Source organism: Akkermansia muciniphila, from assembly GCF_018709685.1.
GTDB lineage: Bacteria > Verrucomicrobiota > Verrucomicrobiia > Verrucomicrobiales > Akkermansiaceae > Akkermansia > Akkermansia muciniphila_E.
The window spans coordinates 22,444-40,425 of sequence record NZ_JABDHQ010000011.1; the positions used below are offsets into that span (position 1 = coordinate 22,444).

Annotated in this window: 17 protein-coding genes; 15 read left to right on the plus strand and 2 right to left on the minus strand. The window is 61.8% G+C overall.

The features are described from left to right. Position 1: 1 nt before the first annotated feature. The 7 genes from HHJ06_RS08305 (at position 2) to HHJ06_RS08335 (ending at position 7,644) form a co-directional block, all read left to right on the plus strand. A complete protein-coding gene (locus HHJ06_RS08305; protein WP_215428882.1) occupies positions 2–775 on the plus strand; it encodes a signal peptidase II in 774 nt (257 codons plus the stop codon). A 7-nt stretch (positions 776–782) separates the two neighbouring features. Further along, a complete protein-coding gene (locus HHJ06_RS08310) occupies positions 783–1,448 on the plus strand; it encodes a DUF1573 domain-containing protein (protein WP_215428883.1) in 666 nt (221 codons plus the stop codon). A gap of 22 nt (positions 1,449–1,470) precedes the next feature. Beyond that, positions 1,471–1,953: a rhodanese-like domain-containing protein gene (locus HHJ06_RS08315; RefSeq protein WP_215428884.1), complete on the plus strand. Its 483-nt coding sequence runs from the start codon at positions 1,471–1,473 to the stop codon at positions 1,951–1,953. A gap of 3 nt (positions 1,954–1,956) precedes the next feature. Next, positions 1,957–3,183 (plus strand): aminotransferase class V-fold PLP-dependent enzyme, encoded by a 1,227-nt coding sequence (locus HHJ06_RS08320; RefSeq protein ID WP_215428885.1) that lies wholly within the window; start codon positions 1,957–1,959, stop codon positions 3,181–3,183. Between the two features lie 37 nt (positions 3,184–3,220). After that, positions 3,221–4,954, plus strand: coding sequence for an esterase/lipase family protein (locus HHJ06_RS08325; RefSeq protein WP_215428886.1), 1,734 nt, complete (start codon positions 3,221–3,223; stop codon positions 4,952–4,954). A gap of 255 nt (positions 4,955–5,209) precedes the next feature. Next, entirely contained in the window at positions 5,210–6,883 is a 1,674-nt protein-coding gene (locus HHJ06_RS08330) for a protein kinase domain-containing protein (RefSeq protein ID WP_215428887.1), read from the plus strand. Then, a complete protein-coding gene (locus HHJ06_RS08335) occupies positions 6,883–7,644 on the plus strand; it encodes a DUF4328 domain-containing protein (protein WP_215428888.1) in 762 nt (253 codons plus the stop codon). The genes HHJ06_RS08330 and HHJ06_RS08335 overlap by 1 nt, the downstream gene beginning before the upstream one ends. Positions 7,645–7,894: 250 nt before the next feature. Here HHJ06_RS08335 and rplS read toward each other — a convergent pair whose 3' ends face one another. Together rplS and HHJ06_RS08345 are read right to left on the minus strand one after the other, a co-directional pair. Continuing rightward, positions 7,895–8,242 carry a 50S ribosomal protein L19 gene (gene rplS / locus HHJ06_RS08340; RefSeq protein WP_102713861.1) on the minus strand — a complete coding sequence of 116 codons (348 nt, stop codon included), beginning with the start codon at positions 8,240–8,242 and terminating at the stop codon, positions 7,895–7,897. Between the two features lie 110 nt (positions 8,243–8,352). Then, positions 8,353–9,891, minus strand: a complete 1,539-nt coding sequence (locus tag HHJ06_RS08345) for a TIGR03790 family protein (protein WP_215428889.1) — start codon at positions 9,889–9,891, stop codon at positions 8,353–8,355. Positions 9,892–10,057: 166 nt separating this feature from the next. On the opposite strand from HHJ06_RS08345, the gene mce reads away from it, so the two are divergent. From mce to HHJ06_RS08385, 8 genes are all read left to right on the plus strand, one after another. Further along, positions 10,058–10,480, plus strand: a complete 423-nt coding sequence (mce, locus tag HHJ06_RS08350) for a methylmalonyl-CoA epimerase (RefSeq protein ID WP_215428890.1) — start codon at positions 10,058–10,060, stop codon at positions 10,478–10,480. 34 nt (positions 10,481–10,514) lie between these two features. After that, positions 10,515–12,080 (plus strand): acyl-CoA carboxylase subunit beta, encoded by a 1,566-nt coding sequence (locus HHJ06_RS08355; protein ID WP_215428891.1) that lies wholly within the window; start codon positions 10,515–10,517, stop codon positions 12,078–12,080. Between the two features lie 21 nt (positions 12,081–12,101). Further along, the gene (locus HHJ06_RS08360; protein ID WP_215428892.1) at positions 12,102–12,554 is read left to right on the plus strand and encodes an OadG family transporter subunit; all 453 of its coding nucleotides are present in this window, start codon (positions 12,102–12,104) and stop codon (positions 12,552–12,554) included. 76 nt (positions 12,555–12,630) lie between these two features. Continuing rightward, the gene (locus HHJ06_RS08365) at positions 12,631–13,032 is read left to right on the plus strand and encodes a biotin/lipoyl-containing protein (protein ID WP_215428893.1); all 402 of its coding nucleotides are present in this window, start codon (positions 12,631–12,633) and stop codon (positions 13,030–13,032) included. A 156-nt stretch (positions 13,033–13,188) separates the two neighbouring features. Then, positions 13,189–14,778 carry a sodium ion-translocating decarboxylase subunit beta gene (locus HHJ06_RS08370; RefSeq protein WP_343206614.1) on the plus strand — a complete coding sequence of 530 codons (1,590 nt, stop codon included), beginning with the start codon at positions 13,189–13,191 and terminating at the stop codon, positions 14,776–14,778. 36 nt (positions 14,779–14,814) lie between these two features. Next, entirely contained in the window at positions 14,815–15,591 is a 777-nt protein-coding gene (locus tag HHJ06_RS08375) for a biotin--[acetyl-CoA-carboxylase] ligase (RefSeq protein ID WP_215428895.1), read from the plus strand. 59 nt (positions 15,592–15,650) lie between these two features. Beyond that, positions 15,651–17,147: an acetyl-CoA hydrolase/transferase family protein gene (locus tag HHJ06_RS08380; RefSeq protein ID WP_215428896.1), complete on the plus strand. Its 1,497-nt coding sequence runs from the start codon at positions 15,651–15,653 to the stop codon at positions 17,145–17,147. Positions 17,148–17,267: 120 nt separating this feature from the next. Continuing rightward, positions 17,268–17,966 carry a hypothetical protein gene (locus HHJ06_RS08385; RefSeq protein WP_215428897.1) on the plus strand — a complete coding sequence of 233 codons (699 nt, stop codon included), beginning with the start codon at positions 17,268–17,270 and terminating at the stop codon, positions 17,964–17,966. The last annotated feature ends 16 nt before the right edge of the window (positions 17,967–17,982 follow it).

Here is a 17,982-nt window from a genome sequence, read left to right on the forward strand (position 1 = left end):
TATGGACTCCCAGACGGAAAAGGAACCCGCACCCCGCAAGAAAACGCTTCCCGGCTGGCTCTGGTGGAGCCTGCTGGGGCTGGGGCTTTATGCCCTGGACCAGGCCAGCAAGCTGTGGATCATCCACCGCTTCCCGCTGAATTACCTGAACGAGAAAGCCCAGAAGTACGCGTACCTGCCTGATTTCCCGGGCTTCCACCATGTCAACGCGGACGGAACGCTTGACTTCGCCACGAACGCGCGCGTTCCGGCGGCGGACCTGGCGCAGTTCCCGGACCTGAACCCGCATACGGTGGACGCCCTGAACAAGCTGAGGGAGCTGGAGCCCATCTCCTTCCTGGACGGAACGGTGAACATCACCCGCGTGCACAACACGGGCGTGGCCTTCGGCATGGGGAACGGAACGGTGTGGTCCAGCTACCTGTTCCTGGCCATCCCCGTGCTCGCCATCGTGGCCCTCATCGTGCTTTACCGGAAAAACTTCTTCCACACGGTATGGCTCAAGCTGGCTTACGTGCTGCTGCTGGCGGGCGTGGCGGGCAACCTGACGGACCGCCTCATCCAGGGCTTCCTGATTCCTTACGAACAGACGCACGGCTTTTTCACGAAGCTCATGAACGGCTACGTGGTGGACTTCATTGACGTGACCATCCCCGTCTTCAATTACCGCTGGCCCGCCTTCAACGTGGCGGACTCCTGCATCTTCGTGGCGGCGATCATCTTCTTCATCGCCAGCATCTTCTCCGCCAGGAAGAAAGAGGAAAAACCATCCTGAAACGACCATGACCATACGGACCGCCATTCTGTTGTCAGGGCTGCTGTTGTGCGGGGGCACCGCCTCCGGCAAGGATGAACTGTCCTTCAAGGAAACAGTGGTTCCGGTGAAAGTGGCTCCGGACCAGGACAGCATTACGGCTTCCTTCCCCTTCACCAACACCTCCGGCGCACCCGTCACCATCAGCAAGATCCACGTCTCCTGCGACTGCACGACCGCCGGGGCGAAGGACAACAAGCTGACGTACGCCCCGGGGGAGTCAGGCGTCATCAGCGCCGTGATGAAGACCGGCAATTTTTCCGGTACGGTGGACAAGGACATGACGGTCCACGCCAACGGCTCCGCGTACAAGCTGGTGATACGGGCGCAAATCCCGGACATCATCCGCATGGAGCCCCGCAAGCTGGAATGGACCAGGGGGGAGGCCCCGGCCCCCAAGACCATCAGGATCACCATTTCCAAGGAACTGCCCGTCAACCTGACCACAGTGGACCTGACGGGGGACGCCTTCAACTATGAGCCCGTCACCGTCAAAAAAGGCCGGGAATACAAGATCATCGTCACCCCCAAGTCCACGGACAAGCCCGCCTTCAACACCATCTGGGTGCGCACGGACTCCACCGTGCCGCGCTACAAGCGCCAGATGGGGTTCCTGACCATCAAGGAAGACTGACCGCCCGCCCCATCCCGCCGCCATGAGAGACGCCCTTTCCACCGCCCTGAAGCTCCTGCTGGCCGTATTCCTGCTGGCGGTGGGCATTGCCGCGCTGGACCTGCGCGTCTTCCAGCCGTTCCGCACGCCGCCCTGCAACCCGGAGACGCTGGAGGAAGGGCACGTGTGCCTGTCCCAGGTGATGAAGGAATGGCCGGGAAAGGTCATCTGGATAGACGCCAGAAAGCAGGACGACTTTGAACGCCACACCGTCACGCAGGCCCCCGTCTACCCCGTGCGCCCGGCGGATGCCAATTACCAGGAGCTTCTGGCGAACGCCATGGAAGCCCTGATGACGGCGGAAGACCGGGGCTACTGCATCGTCATCTTTTGCAGCAGGGACTGCACCTCCAGCGCAGCCGTAGCCAATGAACTGAAAAAGCCGGAATACGGCATCCGCGCCCCCATCTTCATCCTGGAAGGCGGATGGGACGAACTGCGCAAAGAACCCTCACTTGTACCATAAGCCATGCTTGACACAGCAATCATCCGCCCGCAGTTTCCCATCCTGGAGACCAGCGTGCACGGCAAACCGCTCATTTACCTGGACAACGCGGCCACCACGCAGAAGCCCCTGGCCGTCCTGGACGCCACCCGGAATTATTACGAGACCCGGAATGCCAACGTGCACCGCGGCTCCCACTACCTGAGCCAGCTGGCTACAGAAGCGCATGAAGAATCACGGGAAACGGCAGCGCGGTTCATCAACGCGCCGGAAACGGCGGAAGTCCTGTTCACCTCCGGGTGCACCATGGGCATCAACCTGGCGGCGGACACCATCGCCAAATCCGGCATGATCCGGCCGGGGGACGAGGTCATCCTGACCGCCTCCGAGCACCACTCCAACATCGTTCCCTGGCAGATGCTCTGCGAGCGCACGGGAGCCGTCCTCAAGGTCGTCCCCCTGACGCCGGGCCAGACGCTGGACATGGAGGCTTATAAAAAACTGCTTTCCCCCCGCACGCGCATCGTGGCCGTGGGGCACGTCTCCAATACGCTGGGCACCGTCAATCCCGTGCGGGAGATCACCGCGCTGGCCAAAGAGAACAGGCCTGACACCATCGTGCTGATTGACGGCGCGCAGGCCGTCTCCCACATGAAGGTGGACGTGCAGGAGCTGGGCTGTGACCTGTACGCGTTCTCCGGGCACAAGCTGTACGCCCCCACAGGCACCGGCGTTCTGTGGGGAAAAAGGGAGCTGCTGGAAAAACTGCCGCCGTGGATGGGCGGCGGAGAGATGATCAAGGAGGTCACCTTTGACAAAACCGTTTACAACGACATTCCCTTCAAGTATGAGGCGGGAACGCCCAACGTCGGGGGGGCCGTTGGGCTGGCCGCCGCCATCCGCTATGTCTCCGGTCTGGGGCTGGACAACATCGCCGCCCATGAACAGAAGCTGACGGACATGGCCGTGGAAGGCCTCAAGGCCATGCCGGGCCTGACCGTGCTGGCTCCGGACGTGCCGCACAGCTCCGTGGTTTCCGTCCTGGCGGACGGCATCCACCACTATGACCTGGGCACCCTGCTGGACCAGATGGGCATTGCCGTGCGCACCGGGCACCACTGCTGCCAGCCGCTCATGTGCGCCCTGGGCACCACCGGGACCACCCGCGCCTCCTTCGCCCTGTACAACACGGAGGAGGAAGTGCAGGCCTTCCTCAAGTCCATGAGCAGGTCTCTGGAAATGCTCTCCTGACCCCCGCGCCCGCAGCGGCCCTCCTCCCTCTCCTACCATGAAAACGGCTTCCGCCCTTCTTTTAGGCCTTGTTCTTGGCCTTTCCGGCTGTTCCCTGCACCAGCAGCAGGGAACGGCGTACACCCATTACCAGGATGACGCAGCGGCCATCCGGGAGGCTCACGCCGCATGGCTCATCCTTGCGGACCCGCGCCGCAGCAGGGAATGGCCGGAAGCCAGGAAGAAATACAACGCGTGCATCCGGGAACTGGCCGCGCACCTGAAAGAGGCCAAACGCGAGGGCGGCATGAATGAGAGGACGCGCCGGAGCCTCCCCTTCATCATTGAAAAAGCCCCTTACGCCAAGGACAGCAATCCGTGGTTCTATGAAGCCATCTACATGTCCGACGAGGTGGACCCCACCTTCCGCCTGCGGGAGAGCGTAACCGTGGAAGGCATGGGCATTCCCCTGGCGGGCCTGGCGCCCCAGGGCGTTTCCCGGCCCCATGCCAACGTATTGAAGGACAATGGCAACGTGCACACGCTGACGGCCATTCTGGATTTTGACCGCGTGGTAGACGGCAAACCGGCGCTGCGCACCATCCCGCGCCTGATGAATGAGCACATCTTCATCGGCAAGAACAAGGTGCGGCACCCTCTGGCGGCCAACTTTTCCGTACCCATCGCCCTGTTCTGGAAGCTTTCCGACGCGGACGGCACGGAACTGCTGGGCGCGTTCCGCCCCAAGAAGGCCATCAATACGATGGGGCTTTATTTTTCCGAACCGTACGATCCCAAGAAAATTCCCGTGCTGTTCACCCACGGCCTGATGTCCGGCCCCGCCACCTTCGCCAACCTGACCAACCGCCTGCTGGTGGACCCCGTCATCCGGGAAAACTACCAGTTCTGGTTCTTCGGCTATCCGTCCGGGCTGGCCTGGACCATTCCGGCCAGCAGGCAGCGGGAGGCTCTGGAGGAACTGATGAAGGAGTACAACCCCCGCGGCGCCTCCAAAGAAATGAACAACATCGTCATGGTGGGGCACTCCATGGGCGGCCTCATCACCCGGTTCAACAATTCCACCAAGCCGTGGACGCTGATGAGGGGCCTGTTTGAACTGCCCCCGGAGACCTTTGCGGACATGACGCTGGAGAACTGGAAAACCGGGCTGGAACCCCTGCACTGCGACGAGCATACGCTGGAACAGCTCCAGAACAATTTCATCTTCTCCCCGGCGCGGGGCGTCACGCGCATCGTGTACATGGCCACGCCCCACCGCGGCTCCACCTTTGCGGACAACTGGATAGGGCGGCTGGGCCAGCGCCTGATCGACCTCCCCGCGGACATGCTGGAAGAAGTCACCCGCATTGCCACCCTCAGCCGCGGCATGTTCCTGCTGAATCCCCTCCAGCTGAAGGACGAGCTCACCAGCATCCGCCAGCTTTCCCCCAACTCCTCCCTGGTCAAGTACATGTCCGAGCTGCGCGGCTCCCCCTCCGTTCCGGTTCATTCCATCATTGGCGACAGGGGCAGGAACGATACGCCCCACTCCTCCGACGGGGTGGTGAAGTACCGTTCCTCCCATCTGGACTGGAGCGAGAGTGAAAAGATCGTCCCGTCCGGGCACAGCGTGCAGGACGATCCCGCCGCCGCCGTGGAACTGCGGCGCATCCTCCGCGAACACCTGGCCAGGGTCAAGGGGTGCCAGGCGCTGGAGGAAGCGGACGCCAGGGCCGCCACCCCGGTGTGGCAGACCAATCCCGCGCCGCCCGTCATCCTGAAGAGGCCGTAAAGCGGGCGTTCCCCTGCCCCGGAGCATGGAGCAACTGCCTTGTTTCTTTCCGGGCGCCTCCGTTCCGCGCTCTTCCGCACCCTTTATGCCGCCTTCACTGCCGGAAAAACATTCCTCCGCTTCTGCCGGGAACGGACATGACGCGGCTGGGAGGAAGAAGAAAAATTCCTCCCTCCGGCAATATGCCCCCTTATAGAGTTGCTTCCGGCAGAGGATTCAAGCTAGAGTATTTGCCAATACTATTCCCCCTCCTCCATGCCCGACGACGACTCCCTTTCCATGGACCAGATTTCCGCTCTCTTCCCCCAGCTGGAAAACATCCGGCTCACCGGAACCAAAGGCCCCCAGCAGATTTTTACGGCCACCCTGAAATCCAACTTTGCGCCCGTCATGCTGCGGGTGGTCCCCACGGAAGAAGCCGGCGTTTTCGGCTGGGACCCGGAATTCATCGTGCGCTCCCTCACCATCGTGGAGCAGGCGCACCAGGGCCTTCTGCGGGTTTATGAAGTGGGGCAGGCGGGGCCGTTCACCTTCATCATTTCCGAGCATTCCCCCTATCCGCGCCTGGCGGACCTGGAGCAGCTTCCCCAAATCCCCCCCCAGGCGGCGCTCAACCTGGTCCGGAACATGGCGGAAGGGCTGCTGACGCTGCACCGCAAGGGCATCTTTCACGGAGGCATCACGCCCAAGCTGATCTGCCTGAGGGCGGACGGCGGTGACGCCCTGTTGCTGCCCATCAACATTTATCCGGCCCAGCCTCCCGTGGACATGGGGGATTACGCTTCCCCCGAATGGGTCACCGGAGCGGAGGCCACGTTCACGCCGGGCATGGACATTTACGCCCTGGGGCTGACGCTCTACATTCTGCTGACCCGCAAGACGCCCATGGAAACGGGCTTCGCCATGCCTTCCACCCTGGTCAAATGCAGCGACGCCGTGGATGCGGTGGTTTCCCGCGCCATCAATCCGGATACCCGGGAACGCTACCGGAACCTGGGGGATTTCATCACGGACCTGGACAAGGCGATTGCCAATCCCACGGGCAGGAGCGCCGCCGCCCTTCCGGCCACGGGCGCCGCCCCGGCGGTCCCCTCCCTGAATACGCAGAAGGGGCAGTCCAATATTTACTATTATCTCATCCCGGCCCTGATCGTGGGCATTGTGCTGACTTACACCTGCATCCTGTACAAGAAGGATGTGGCCAGAATGCGCAATGACTACAACGAGCAGGTGCAGAAGAACAATAACGCGAAGGCGGACGCCGCGCGAAAGGCGAACCGGGAGGCGCGCCGCCACGCCCCGGCAGTTCCTGCCCCCGCCGTCCCGGCCACGACGGATAACGCCGTTCCGGCTCCGGTCCCTGCGGTACCGGCTCCCGCCGCGCCCCCCGCTCCCGCACCGGCAGTCCCCAAATCTTCCGGAGAACCCGGCAAGGTCAACTGGAGCCTCCAGCCCGGCGTGAAGGTGCGCCAGAGCTCCAACCGCAACATGCTGGACGCCTATGGTCCGGAAAAGGCCGTTGACGGCAATACCAGTTCCGAACTTGCGGATGTCTCCATCAGCGCCACCGGCGTGGTGGAAGGGAAAAACGCCTGGTTCGGCATCGACTTCGGCGCGGGGGCCAACCGCACCGTGGAAAAAGTGGTCATTTACACTCCTGCCAACCTGACCCTGCTGGGCACGATGGAGGAGTTCAAGGTGCTGCTGTACGACAATGACAAGAACGTGCTGGCGGAAAAGACCTTCACCACCACCCCCTCTGAAAAATCCACCAACGTCACCACCTGGAAGCTGGACGCTCCGGTCAAGGCGCGCGCCCTGCGCGTGGAATCCACCAATCCCGCCCGCCCGCTGGCGCTGACGGAGGTGGAGGCCTACGGCCCTGAAGAAGAGCCGGACGCGCCCGCTCCCGCCCCTGAGGAAGAATAATGCCTGAGCAACCGCCTCCAGCCGGGTTCCCGCCCCTGCGGAAAACCGGCGTTCTCCTTTTCCTCCTGTGCCTGTTTGCGCTGGCGCTGGCAGGGGGCACCCTGTACCTGGTTTTTCATGACCTCCCCCTGATTCAGCAGGCCATCGCGGAAACGGTGGCCCAGTCCGTGAAGGAGCTTCAGGAGGGCGGAAGCGCCTCCGTCTCCCTCACCCATGTGAATGCAGGAGGCACGGCGCCCTTCACCATGGACGGCAGCCTTTTCTACCTGTGCACCGCCGGGCTGGTCATTTGCTGGCTGATGCTGGTTTACCGCCTGGCGCAGAACGCGGAAGCGGTGAAGAAGGGGGCGCTGCGCTGCACGCCCCTTCTCTGCGTCTTTTCCTTCTTCCTGCCCGTGGGCAACATATGGATGCCCCTTCAAGCCATGCTGGACATCAACAAGGCCCTGTCCTCCCCCGGCCCTTCACGCGGAAAGGGCTGGATATGGACGGCCTGGGCCGTCAGCGTGCCGGGCTCCCTGCTCGTCTTCCTGTATACGTTGTGCCAGCCCCTGGCCAGCTTCTTCCAGACCTTCCGCGCCTGGGCGGAAGAAGACCCGGGGAACGCGTTTGCGCTGGACCGGGAGCTGGAAGCCCTGATGAACGGCATGGTGCGGCCCGTCATCATGTACAACGGCATGGCCTTTATTGCATGCCTGCTGGTTTCCGTGCTGATGATGCTCCACTTCCATTCCCTGCAAAGGCGGCTGGCAGTACGCTGACCCTTCCCCCGGACAATCCGCCTCTACCGCAGGCTCCCGCCGGGAGCACGGGCGGGCAAGCTTATCTTCTCCCCCTCCCGCTTTTTCCCGTATCCGGCTATTCTCAATGCTTCACGGAAGCTTTTTGAGACAGAGGCCCGGGGCCCTTTCCATCCGTCCCTGCACCCTCATGGGAGACTTCCTTCCGGGCATAAAAAACCCGGCCACGCCTCACGGCGGGCCGGGCCAGCAAAAATAGCAATTCCTCCGGTTAGCGCTTGGCGGCTTTCACCGTCATGGCGTCCTTGCCGATGCGGCCGCGGAGATAGTGAAGCTTGGCGCGGCGGACTTTGCCGCGGTTTACGACTTCAATCTTGGCGATGCGGGGGGTGTGCAGGGGGAACACGCGTTCCACGCCTTCACCGTAGGAAATCTTGCGCACCGTAAAAGCTTCATTGACGCCGGAACCGCGCTTGGCGATCACGATGCCCTGGAAAATCTGAATACGTTCCTTGCCGCCTTCAATAACACGAGTGTGAACCTTGATGGTATCACCTACGTTAAATGCGGTCACGTCCGCCTTGAGTTGCTCCTGCTCGATTTTGTTGATAATGTTCATCTTGTGTTATCTATTGCTGGTGAATATCAGTAAAAGGAAAACTTACGGGACGCAGAATATGGGCCATAATCCCCTAAAAGGCAATCCAAATTTGCCGTACGGCCTCAATTTTATTTTTTAACCGGGACCGGAGGCGGGGCCATCCTGCCGCGCCATTCCTCCAGCGCCGGAAGAAAGGCGGAGGAAGACATGAGCGCGTGAACGCTGTCCATGCGCATCAGGCACGCCTTTTCTCCTCCCTGGGCGCGCTCCACCAGCAGGGACTCCAGCAGAAGGCGGGCGCGGGTGCGGGCGTCCGGCGCGCCGTCCAGCGCGGAGAAAACCAGCTTTCCGGCCTGCACCGGATCCTTCCGGTACAGGTATTCCAGGGCCAGCGCTTCATAAAGGCAGGAGGAGGGAGCCTTCCGGGCGGTCTCCAGCAGCCGGGCGGAGCGCTCCCGCCAGCGGTCCCCGAACTGCACCCGGGAAGCCCACCAGCCCTGGAAGTAGCGGTCCTCTTCCGTGGGCTTCACATCCATGCTTTTCATGCGGGCATACGGGCGGTAGAGGGGGTCTCCGAACACCACCCCCTGCCAGGACAGCACGGGCATGCTCATCCAGGAGGCCTCCGCCACGGAATAGCCATCCAGCAGCCGGTCCACAAAAATGTCAAAGCGGTGGCATGCGCCCAGGAACGGTTCATATACGTTCCCCACCGTCACGGCCGCCCCCTTTTCCAGCAGGGCGGAGCTCCACCCCGTGCCGGGAACCTTGAAATCCGAGGCGCTGAAGGAATGCAGGTGCATGGCCACCGCACCGGGACGGAAACGGAAGGAGGGGTCCGTGAACGGACCGTTTGCCGTACCCGTGTACCACCCGCAGTAAAGCGCCGTGTCCCGGCTCAGCGGGAACTTCTCCGGAAGCGTCTGGGGCCAGTCGTCCAGGTAGGCGGGCATGCCTGCCTCCCGCACGCTCCGGAACACGGCGTCCAGCCACGCGTCCCCCTGGGCGTAGGGGCCGCCACGGTCCACCACCGCCCACCCCCACAGGCCGTTTTTCTCCACCTCCGCGGGTTCTTTCACCAGCCGCATGCAGGTCTCCGCCGTCAGGCCGTCCAGGCGGCACACCAGGAACGTGGGAAGTCCGGCGCCTACAAAATCCTCCCTGGAATTATAATAGGGATTCGGCAGCCAGGACTTTTTTTCATATCCGTCCACGGCCAGCAGCGCCAGTTCCGAATCCACGGCGGCGCGGTCCGTCTGCATCTGGTTCACGTCCTTCCCGGGAGGGGGCACGGGATTTTCATGCCGTATCTTCATCGGCAGGTCCGCCATCAGCACCAGCGCGAAAATCTTCCGGTCCATCATGGGGGCGGAGGCAATGCCGGAAGGCACCCACCAGCGCTGTTCCCGGGCCGCACGCAGGAGGGGGGCGCGGATGAGGTCCTCGTACTCCTTCCGGGAAATCTCATTGGCCGCGGGACAATCCAGGGAAATGAGGTTCCTTTCCGGCACGCCGCGCACCCGAGCATATTCCGCGGCCATGCGCCGGCTCAGCTCCGATTTTCCGTTGTAAACCACGGCCACATGCGCGGGCTGGAGTTCATACGCCCGGACGGCGGAAAACCACGCCGCCAGAAAGAACAATACGGCTAATCCCCTCTTCAGCATACCCCCTACCATACCTGATCCGGCGGGGCAATCAAGCAGGCGAACCGAAGCATCCGTGATTTCGCCATTTTTCCGCTTTTCGCTTCACTTCTAAAAAAAATCCGCTTTAATGGCTCCTGATGTATTGCAGGCTTTCACCTGCATTCCCTACAACCATCATACGCATATGATTCAACAAATTGACCATATCGGCATCGCCGTCAAGAGCCTTGACGCCACCGTTCCCTATTACCGTGATGCGCTCGGATTCGGAGAGCCCCACATTGAGGAAGTGCCCACGCAAAAGGTGCGCGTCGCCATGTTTGACGTTGCCGGAGTCCACATTGAACTGCTTGAACCCACCTCTCCGGAAAGCGCCATTGCCAAGGCCATTGAGAAAAAAGGGGAGGGCATCCACCACATCGCTTTCAAGACCAACGACATTGCCGACAACATTTCCAAGGCCAAGGATGCAGGCCTCACCGTGCTGAACGACCCGCCCGTCCCCGGCGCGCACAACACGCAGGTCACCTTCCTGCATCCCAAGTGCACCTTCGGCGTTCTGACCGAATTCTGCCAGCATCCCGACTCCTGCGGATGCGGCAAGTAAGCATTCTCCCGAATTCACCATACCACTATACCAAATGGCTATTGATCCCAAATTGATTGACGATCTGAACAGCCGCCGCAAGAAGGTCATCCTCAGCGGCGGTCAGGAAAAGATCGACAAAAGGCATGAAAAGGGCGAGATGACCGCCCGCGACCGCATGGGGTACCTCTTTGAAGACGGCACCTTCTCGGAAATCGGCATGCACGTGCGCCACAACTGCCACAACTTCGGCATGGGCAAGAAGGAAATCCCCGGCGACGGCGTCGTTTCCGGCTTCGGCCTGGTGGACGGACGTCCGGTAGCCTGCGCGGCTTCCGACTTCCTGGCCCAGGGCGGTTCCCTCGGCTACATGCACGCCATGAAGATTGCGGACGCCCAGAAGTACGCCCTGAAGGCCGGCATCCCGATGGTGACGGTGAACGATTCCGGCGGCGCGCGCCTCCAGGAAGGCGTGGCGGCCCTGTCCGGCTATGCCCAGGTGTTCTACAACAACGTGCTGGCTTCCGGCGTGGTTCCGCAGATCTCCATGATCCTGGGCCCGTGCGCAGGCGGCGCGGCGTATTCCCCCGCCCTGACGGACTTCATCATCATGCGCAATTCCGGCAACGCCGGCATGTACATCACCGGTCCCAAGGTGATTGAACAGGTCACGTATGAAAAGTGCACGATGGACGACATCGGCTCCGCGGCCATCCACGCCACCGTGTCCGGCAACGTCCACTTTGTGGCGGACAGCGACGCGCACGCCATGGACATCCTGAAGAAGCTCCTCTCCTTCCTCCCCTCCAACAACGCGGAAGAACCGCCCCACAAGCTGGACACCCCGCTTGACCTGAGCGCGGACGAAGGCATGAGCGACCTGATCCCCGCAGACAACCGCACCCCCCTGGACGTGCAGCCCATCATCAGCCGCCTGGTGGATGACGGGGACTTCCTGGAAGTGCACAAGGACTTCGCCAAGAACGTCGTCGTCGGCTTCGGCCGCATCTGCGGCGTGGTGGTCGGCATCATCGCCAACCAGCCCAACGTGAAGGCCGGCTGCCTGGACATTGACTCCTCCGACAAGGCCGCCCGCTTCATCCGCTTCTGCAACGCCTTCAACATTCCGTTGGTGAACCTGGTGGACGTGCCCGGCTTCCTGCCCGGCAAGAACCAGGAACGCGGCGGCATCATCCGCCACGGGGCCAAGCTCATCTTCGCCTATTCCCAGGCCACGGTGCCCAAGGTCACGCTGATCATGCGCAAGGCCTATGGCGGCGCCTACATCGCCATGTGCTGCAAGGACCTGGGCGCTGATGCCGTCTTTGCCTGGCCCGGCGCGGAAATCGCCGTGATGGGCGCGGAAGGCGCCGTTCCGGTGCTTTACGGCCGCGAACTGAAAGCCGTGGAAGACCCTGCGGAAAAAGCCAAGCGCCAGGGAGAGCTTCTGGAAGAATACCGGGACGCCTTCTACAACCCGTACGTGGCGGCCGGCATGGGCCAGATCACGGAAGTCATCAATCCGGAAGAAACCCGCGCCAAGATCGCCTTTGCCCTGCGCACCCTGATGAACAAGAAGGAAGTGCGCCCGGCCAAGAAGCACGGCAACATTCCGCTCTAACATCCATTTTAACGGATTCATATGTTACTCACAGCACTAGCCTTTGCACAGGGCATGGCCAACATCATGGACAATCTGGACTACCAGATCGTCGGCATTCTGGTGGTCATGATGTGCCTGGGTGGCCTGGCCGTCATTCTGACCATCAGCGGCTCCATTGCCGCCTCCATCCAGAACAAGGCCAAAGCCAGGGCCGCAGCGCCTGTTTCCGCTCCCGCACCTGCCGCCGCTCCCGCGGCCGCAGGAAAGCCGGGCATGACTCCGGAAATGCTCGCCATCCTCTCCGCAGCCGTGGACTCCGCCATGACGGAGCTCACGCCGGAAATGGTGGCCGTCATCTCCGCAGCCGTGGACGCAGGCCTGGACGGCATGAGCCACCGCATCGTGGAAATCAAGCAATCCCCCGGCTCCGGCTATGCGGCCGCAGGCAGGGCGGAAATCTTTGCCTCCCACCGCATCCGGCCATCCCACTGAACCACTCCATTATTCACCCCTACCCCCGCCCCTCCGGCGGGAACCATTAACTTAACATTCCATACCATACATTATTATGAAGAAACTTCGCATCACCGTTGACGGCAAGGTATTTGACGTATCCGTAGAACTCCTGGACCAGGTCTCCTCCACCACCTCCGCCCCGGCTCCGGCCCCCGTTGCAGCCCCGGCTCCCGCAGCTTCCGCCCCTGTTGCGGCGCCCGCTCCGGCTCCCGCGCCCGCCGCCGCTCCGGCCGCCGCAGGCGCTGGCGACGTTCCCAGCCCGCTTGCCGGCAAGGTCGTCTCCCTGGACGTTGCCCCCGGTACCGCCGTGAAGGCCGGTGACCAGATCCTGACGCTGGAAGCCATGAAGATGAACACCATCATCTATGCTCCCTCCGCCGGTACACTCACCGCTTTCTGCGTAAGCGCGGGCGACACGGTTCAGGAAGGACAGGCGCTGGCCAAGATTGGTTAATCCCGGCGGCAGCCGCCCGGCCCCACTAACACGGGTCCGGACTCCGACTCAGACTAAAAACCGCTACAAGAATTATTCCATATGAGTCTTTTTGATTCATTAATCACCTTTTTACAGGGGATGGGCATCTTCTCCCTATCATGGCAAATGGTAGGGATGTGGGGCATTGCCGTCCTTCTCCTGTACCTGGGTGTGGCCAAGCAATACGAACCTCTGCTGATGGTTCCGATTGCCTTTGGCGCCCTCATCGCCAACATTCCGGACAACGGAATGCTCATCACCCAGTTGAACCAGCAGGTCATCTCCTCCAATAAAGCGGGGGAAGTAACGGCCACGTCCCTGAACAACGTGGGCTACCTGCGCGTTCATGTGGCCCCGCTCCAGCAGGCGCCCGTCAAGGTGCCGGCCAACCTGACCACGCCTGAAGCGCGCGCCCAGTATCTGGCAAACATGCAGCAGCCCATGCAGGTTTATCCCGGCAGCCCGCTGACCGTTTCCCAGATCAAGCCCGTGCGGGAATCCCAGGAAAAAGCCAAGGCTGACGCCGCCCTTCTGGGGGACGACAGCCTGACGGTGGACCCCAACCTGAAGGACTTCCACAACGTGACGGAAGCCGACGACAACGATCCGGTCTACCTGCTCACCAACGGAGGAGCAACCACCGTTCTGCGCCAGAAGGGAGTCAACTACTTTGACACGGAAGGCAACCAGGTCCCGGTGAATCTGGAAACGCAGAAGCTGGAACCCCTGGTGGTATCCGCCGCAGGCAAGTACGTGGCCGTGGGCCAGCATACCCAGGAACTGCTGGTCACCTCCATCCACGGGGGCCTGTATGACTGGATCGGCCTCGGCATCAAGGCTGAAATCTTCCCGCCCATCATCTTCCTGGGCGTGGGGGCCCTGACGGACTTCGGCCCGCTGCTCGCCGCACCGCGCACCCTTCTTCTGGGCGCAGCGGCCCAGGTGGGCGTGGCAGCCACGTTCTTCATGGCCCTGTTCATGGGTTTCACGCCGAACGAATCCGCCTCCATCGGCATCATCGGCGGCGCTGACGGCCCCACCTCCATCTTCCTGACGATGAAGCTGGCTCCGCACCTGCTGGGCGCCGTGGCCGTGGCCGCGTACACGTACATGGCCCTGGTGCCGCTGATACAGCCGCCCATCATGGCGCTGCTGACTACGAAGAAGGAGCGCGTCATCCGCATGAAATCCCTGCGAACGGTGAGCAAGAGTGAAAAACTGTTCTTCGCCGTGCTGGTCACCATTGTCACCATCCTGCTGATTCCGGACGCCTCTCCGCTGATCGGCATGCTGATGCTGGGCAACTTCCTGCGCGAGTGCAAGGTGACGGAACGCCTGGTGCAGGCCTCCCAGAATGAAATCATCAACATCGTCACCATCTTCCTGGGCACCTCCGTGGGCCTGACGATGCAGGGGGACCGCTTCCTGCAGAAGGAAACGCTGCTGATCATTCTGCTGGGCATTGTCGCCTTCGGCGTAGCCACCGCGGGCGGCGTGATTGCCGCCAAGCTCATGAACCTTATCTGGCGCAAGAATCCGGTCAACCCCCTGATCGGCTCCGCAGGCGTTTCCGCCGTCCCGATGGCGGCGCGCGTCTCCCACAATGTGGGCCAGAAGTACGATCCCTCCAACTACCTTCTCATGCACGCCATGGGACCGAACGTTGCGGGCGTGATCGGCACCGCAGTCATCGCAGGTTACTACATCGCCACCCTGGCGAGGTAACCTGATTTGAAATTATTCCAGGCCTCGGCCCATCCCATGAATTCCACCGCCCCATTCCCCACTCCTCCAGAGGAGGAAGGACCATGCGGCGACTGGACCTATCATGAATGGGCCGAGGCTTTTTCCACCAATGACCTGGCCCGTTCCCTGCCCCCCGGGCACATTGCCGTCTGCCGCGTGCAGACAGGCGGCCGCGGCAGGTTCAACCGCAAATGGATTGGCGGCGAAGGCGGCCTGTGGGCCTCCTTTACCGTCCCTTTGGACACCCCGGAGCCTTCCCCGGCCGTCTGCTGGGGGCATCTGCCCCTGGTTGCAGGCCTTGCCCTGCTGAACATGCTCCATGGCATGGGAGTAACCTCCGCGCGCCTGCGCTGGCCGAACGACCTTTTGGCGGACAAATCCAAATTGGCGGGAATACTGGTGGAACGCCCGGCAGAGAACATGGCCGTCATCGGCATAGGCGTCAACGTCTTCAATGACGTGGCCTCCATAGCCGGAGAAATCAAGGACCCTCCCGCAAGGCTCGCGGATCTTGTTCAGGACTGCCCCTCCCTGCATGACGTCATGGCTTCCCTCGGCAGGCATTTGGACCAGGTTTTTTCAACCTTTGCCCATGGCGGCATCCCGGCCCTTCAGGACGGACTGGCGCAGGCATGGGCCGGGGAAAGGCCGGTTTCCATCCTTACGGATGACGAAACCATCCGGGGAATTTTTACGGGGATTGACGATCAGGGCAATCCTGTGGTATCCCTTCCGGCCGGCTCCCTCCGGACCGTTCCGGCACACCTGATCAACAGGCTTGTTGAAGAATAAGCCTGACCGCTCCGTTTACACGGAGTTTCTTTCTCTTTCATCCAACAAAAATCACTGACATGAGTTACAAGGAACTAACACCAGAAGAAGCAGCAAGCCTGATTAAACACGGCCATAACATTGGCCTGAGCGGGTTCACTCCCGCAGGGACGGCCAAGGCTGTGACGGCTGAATTGGCAAAAATTGCAGAGGCGGAACACGCGAAGGGGAACCCCTTCCAGGTGAGCGTTTTCACCGGAGCTTCCACGGGCGATTCCTGCGACGGGGTTCTTTCCCGCGCCAAGGCTATTCGCTACCGCGCCCCCTACACCACCAACGTTGATTTCCGCAAGGCGGTGAACAATGGGGAAATCGCCTACAACGACATCCACCTGTCCCAGATGGCCCAGGAAATCCGTTACGGGTTCATGGGTAAAGTGGACATGGCCATCATCGAAGCCTGCGAGGTCACGGCCGACGGTAAAATTTATCTGACGGCCGCCGGCGGGATCGCTCCCACCATTTGCCGCCTTGCCGACAAGATCGTCGTGGAATTGAACGCCGCCCACAGCAAAAACGCCATGGGACTGCATGACGTTTACGAACCCCTGGATCCCCCCAACCGCCGTGAAATCCCCATTTACAAACCCAGCGACCGCATCGGGAAACCATACATCCAGGTTGACCCGAGGAAGATCGTGGGCATCGTGGAAACCAACTGGCCGGACGAAGCCCGCTCCTTTGCCGCGGCTGACCCCCTGACCGATAAAATCGGGCAGAACGTGGCCGACTTCCTGGCCGCCGACATGAAGCGGGGCATTATCCCCTCCACCTTCCTCCCGCTTCAGTCCGGCGTGGGCAACATCGCAAACGCCGTGCTGGGCGCCCTGGGCCGCGACAAGACGATCCCCGCCTTTGAAATGTACACGGAAGTCATCCAGAACTCCGTCATCGGCCTGATCCGGGAAGGCCGCGTGAAATTCGGGAGCGCCTGTTCCCTGACCGTTACGAATGACTGCCTGGAAGGCATTTACAGGGATATGGACTTCTTCCGCGACAAGCTGGTGCTCCGGCCCTCGGAAATATCCAACAGCCCGGAAGTGATCCGCCGCCTTGGCGTCATCTCCATCAACACCGCCATTGAAGCCGACCTTTACGGGAACGTCAACTCCACGCACATCGGCGGCACGAAGATGATGAACGGCATCGGCGGTTCCGGCGACTTCACGCGCAACGCTTATATCTCCATCTTCACCTGCCCGTCCGTCGCCAAGGACGGCAAGATCAGCGCCATCGTCCCCATGGTCTCCCACCATGACCATACGGAACATGACGTCAACATCATCATTACCGAACAGGGCGTCGCGGACCTTCGCGGCAAGAGCCCGAAAGAACGGGCGCAGGCCATTATTGAGAACTGCGTCCATCCGGATTACAAGAACATCCTCTGGGATTACCTGAAACTGTCCGGCGGCAAGGCCCAGACTCCGCAGTCCATCCGTGCCGCCCTGGGCATGCATGCCGAGCTGGCCAGAAGCGGAGATATGAAGAATGTGGACTGGGCCCAGTACCAGTAACTCCTGCCTGCCGTCATTCGCATTGACGCTCATGACTCCACGTTAACCCTACAGGACCGCTCCCGCACAGGGGGCGGTCCTTTTCCTTTTTCCCGGCCTTCACTATTGCCGCCCCTCCCCATGAACTGGATGATTTATCCCGCAGCCAAGGCATTGATCAAAGCCTGCGCCTTCCTCTTCGGCGCGGGGTCCATCCTGACGGCGCTCATCCACATGGCCCTCCCCTTCCTGGCCGCTTATCCGGAGCAGATGCCCGGATGGCTGCGCGCGGGAACCTGGGCCGCCCTTCTCAGCATCCTTTCCCTGGCGTGCATCTCCATGTGGGGAAGCAGGGTTCTGCTGGCATCCCGCGGCAGCCACGTCACCCGCGTGCTGAGCATGCTGGCGGTTCTTCCGTCCCTGTACGCCCTGCTCATCCCGTTCACCGGGCTGCCCGCCGCCTTCCAGTATGGGGAGATGGGAAGAACCTGGGAGATGTTCCTTCTTCTGGCCGCAGTCACCGCCTTCTTTGCCTTTCCCTATACCCGCGGTTATCCCCTACGCGCCAGAAAGAGGTTTCTGGCCTGGGCTGTCCTGGCCGCCTGCAACGGATTGCAGAGCCTGCTGTTTTTCCTGTTCCTCCTGTTATGGAACGTGCTGTCCGGCCCTTCCCCATCCGCAGCCTCCGCGCTGCCCTATGCGGCCCTCCTGCTTTCCTGCGGGCTGGATGCGGCCCTGGCCGTTTTCTCCGCCATGCTGGCCCGGTCCCTGTACCGGGACGTGGCGGGAATAGCCTCCCTGCCGGATGTGCAGAACCCGGAAATGCCCGGAAGCCGGTAACAGGCAGGCGGGATTC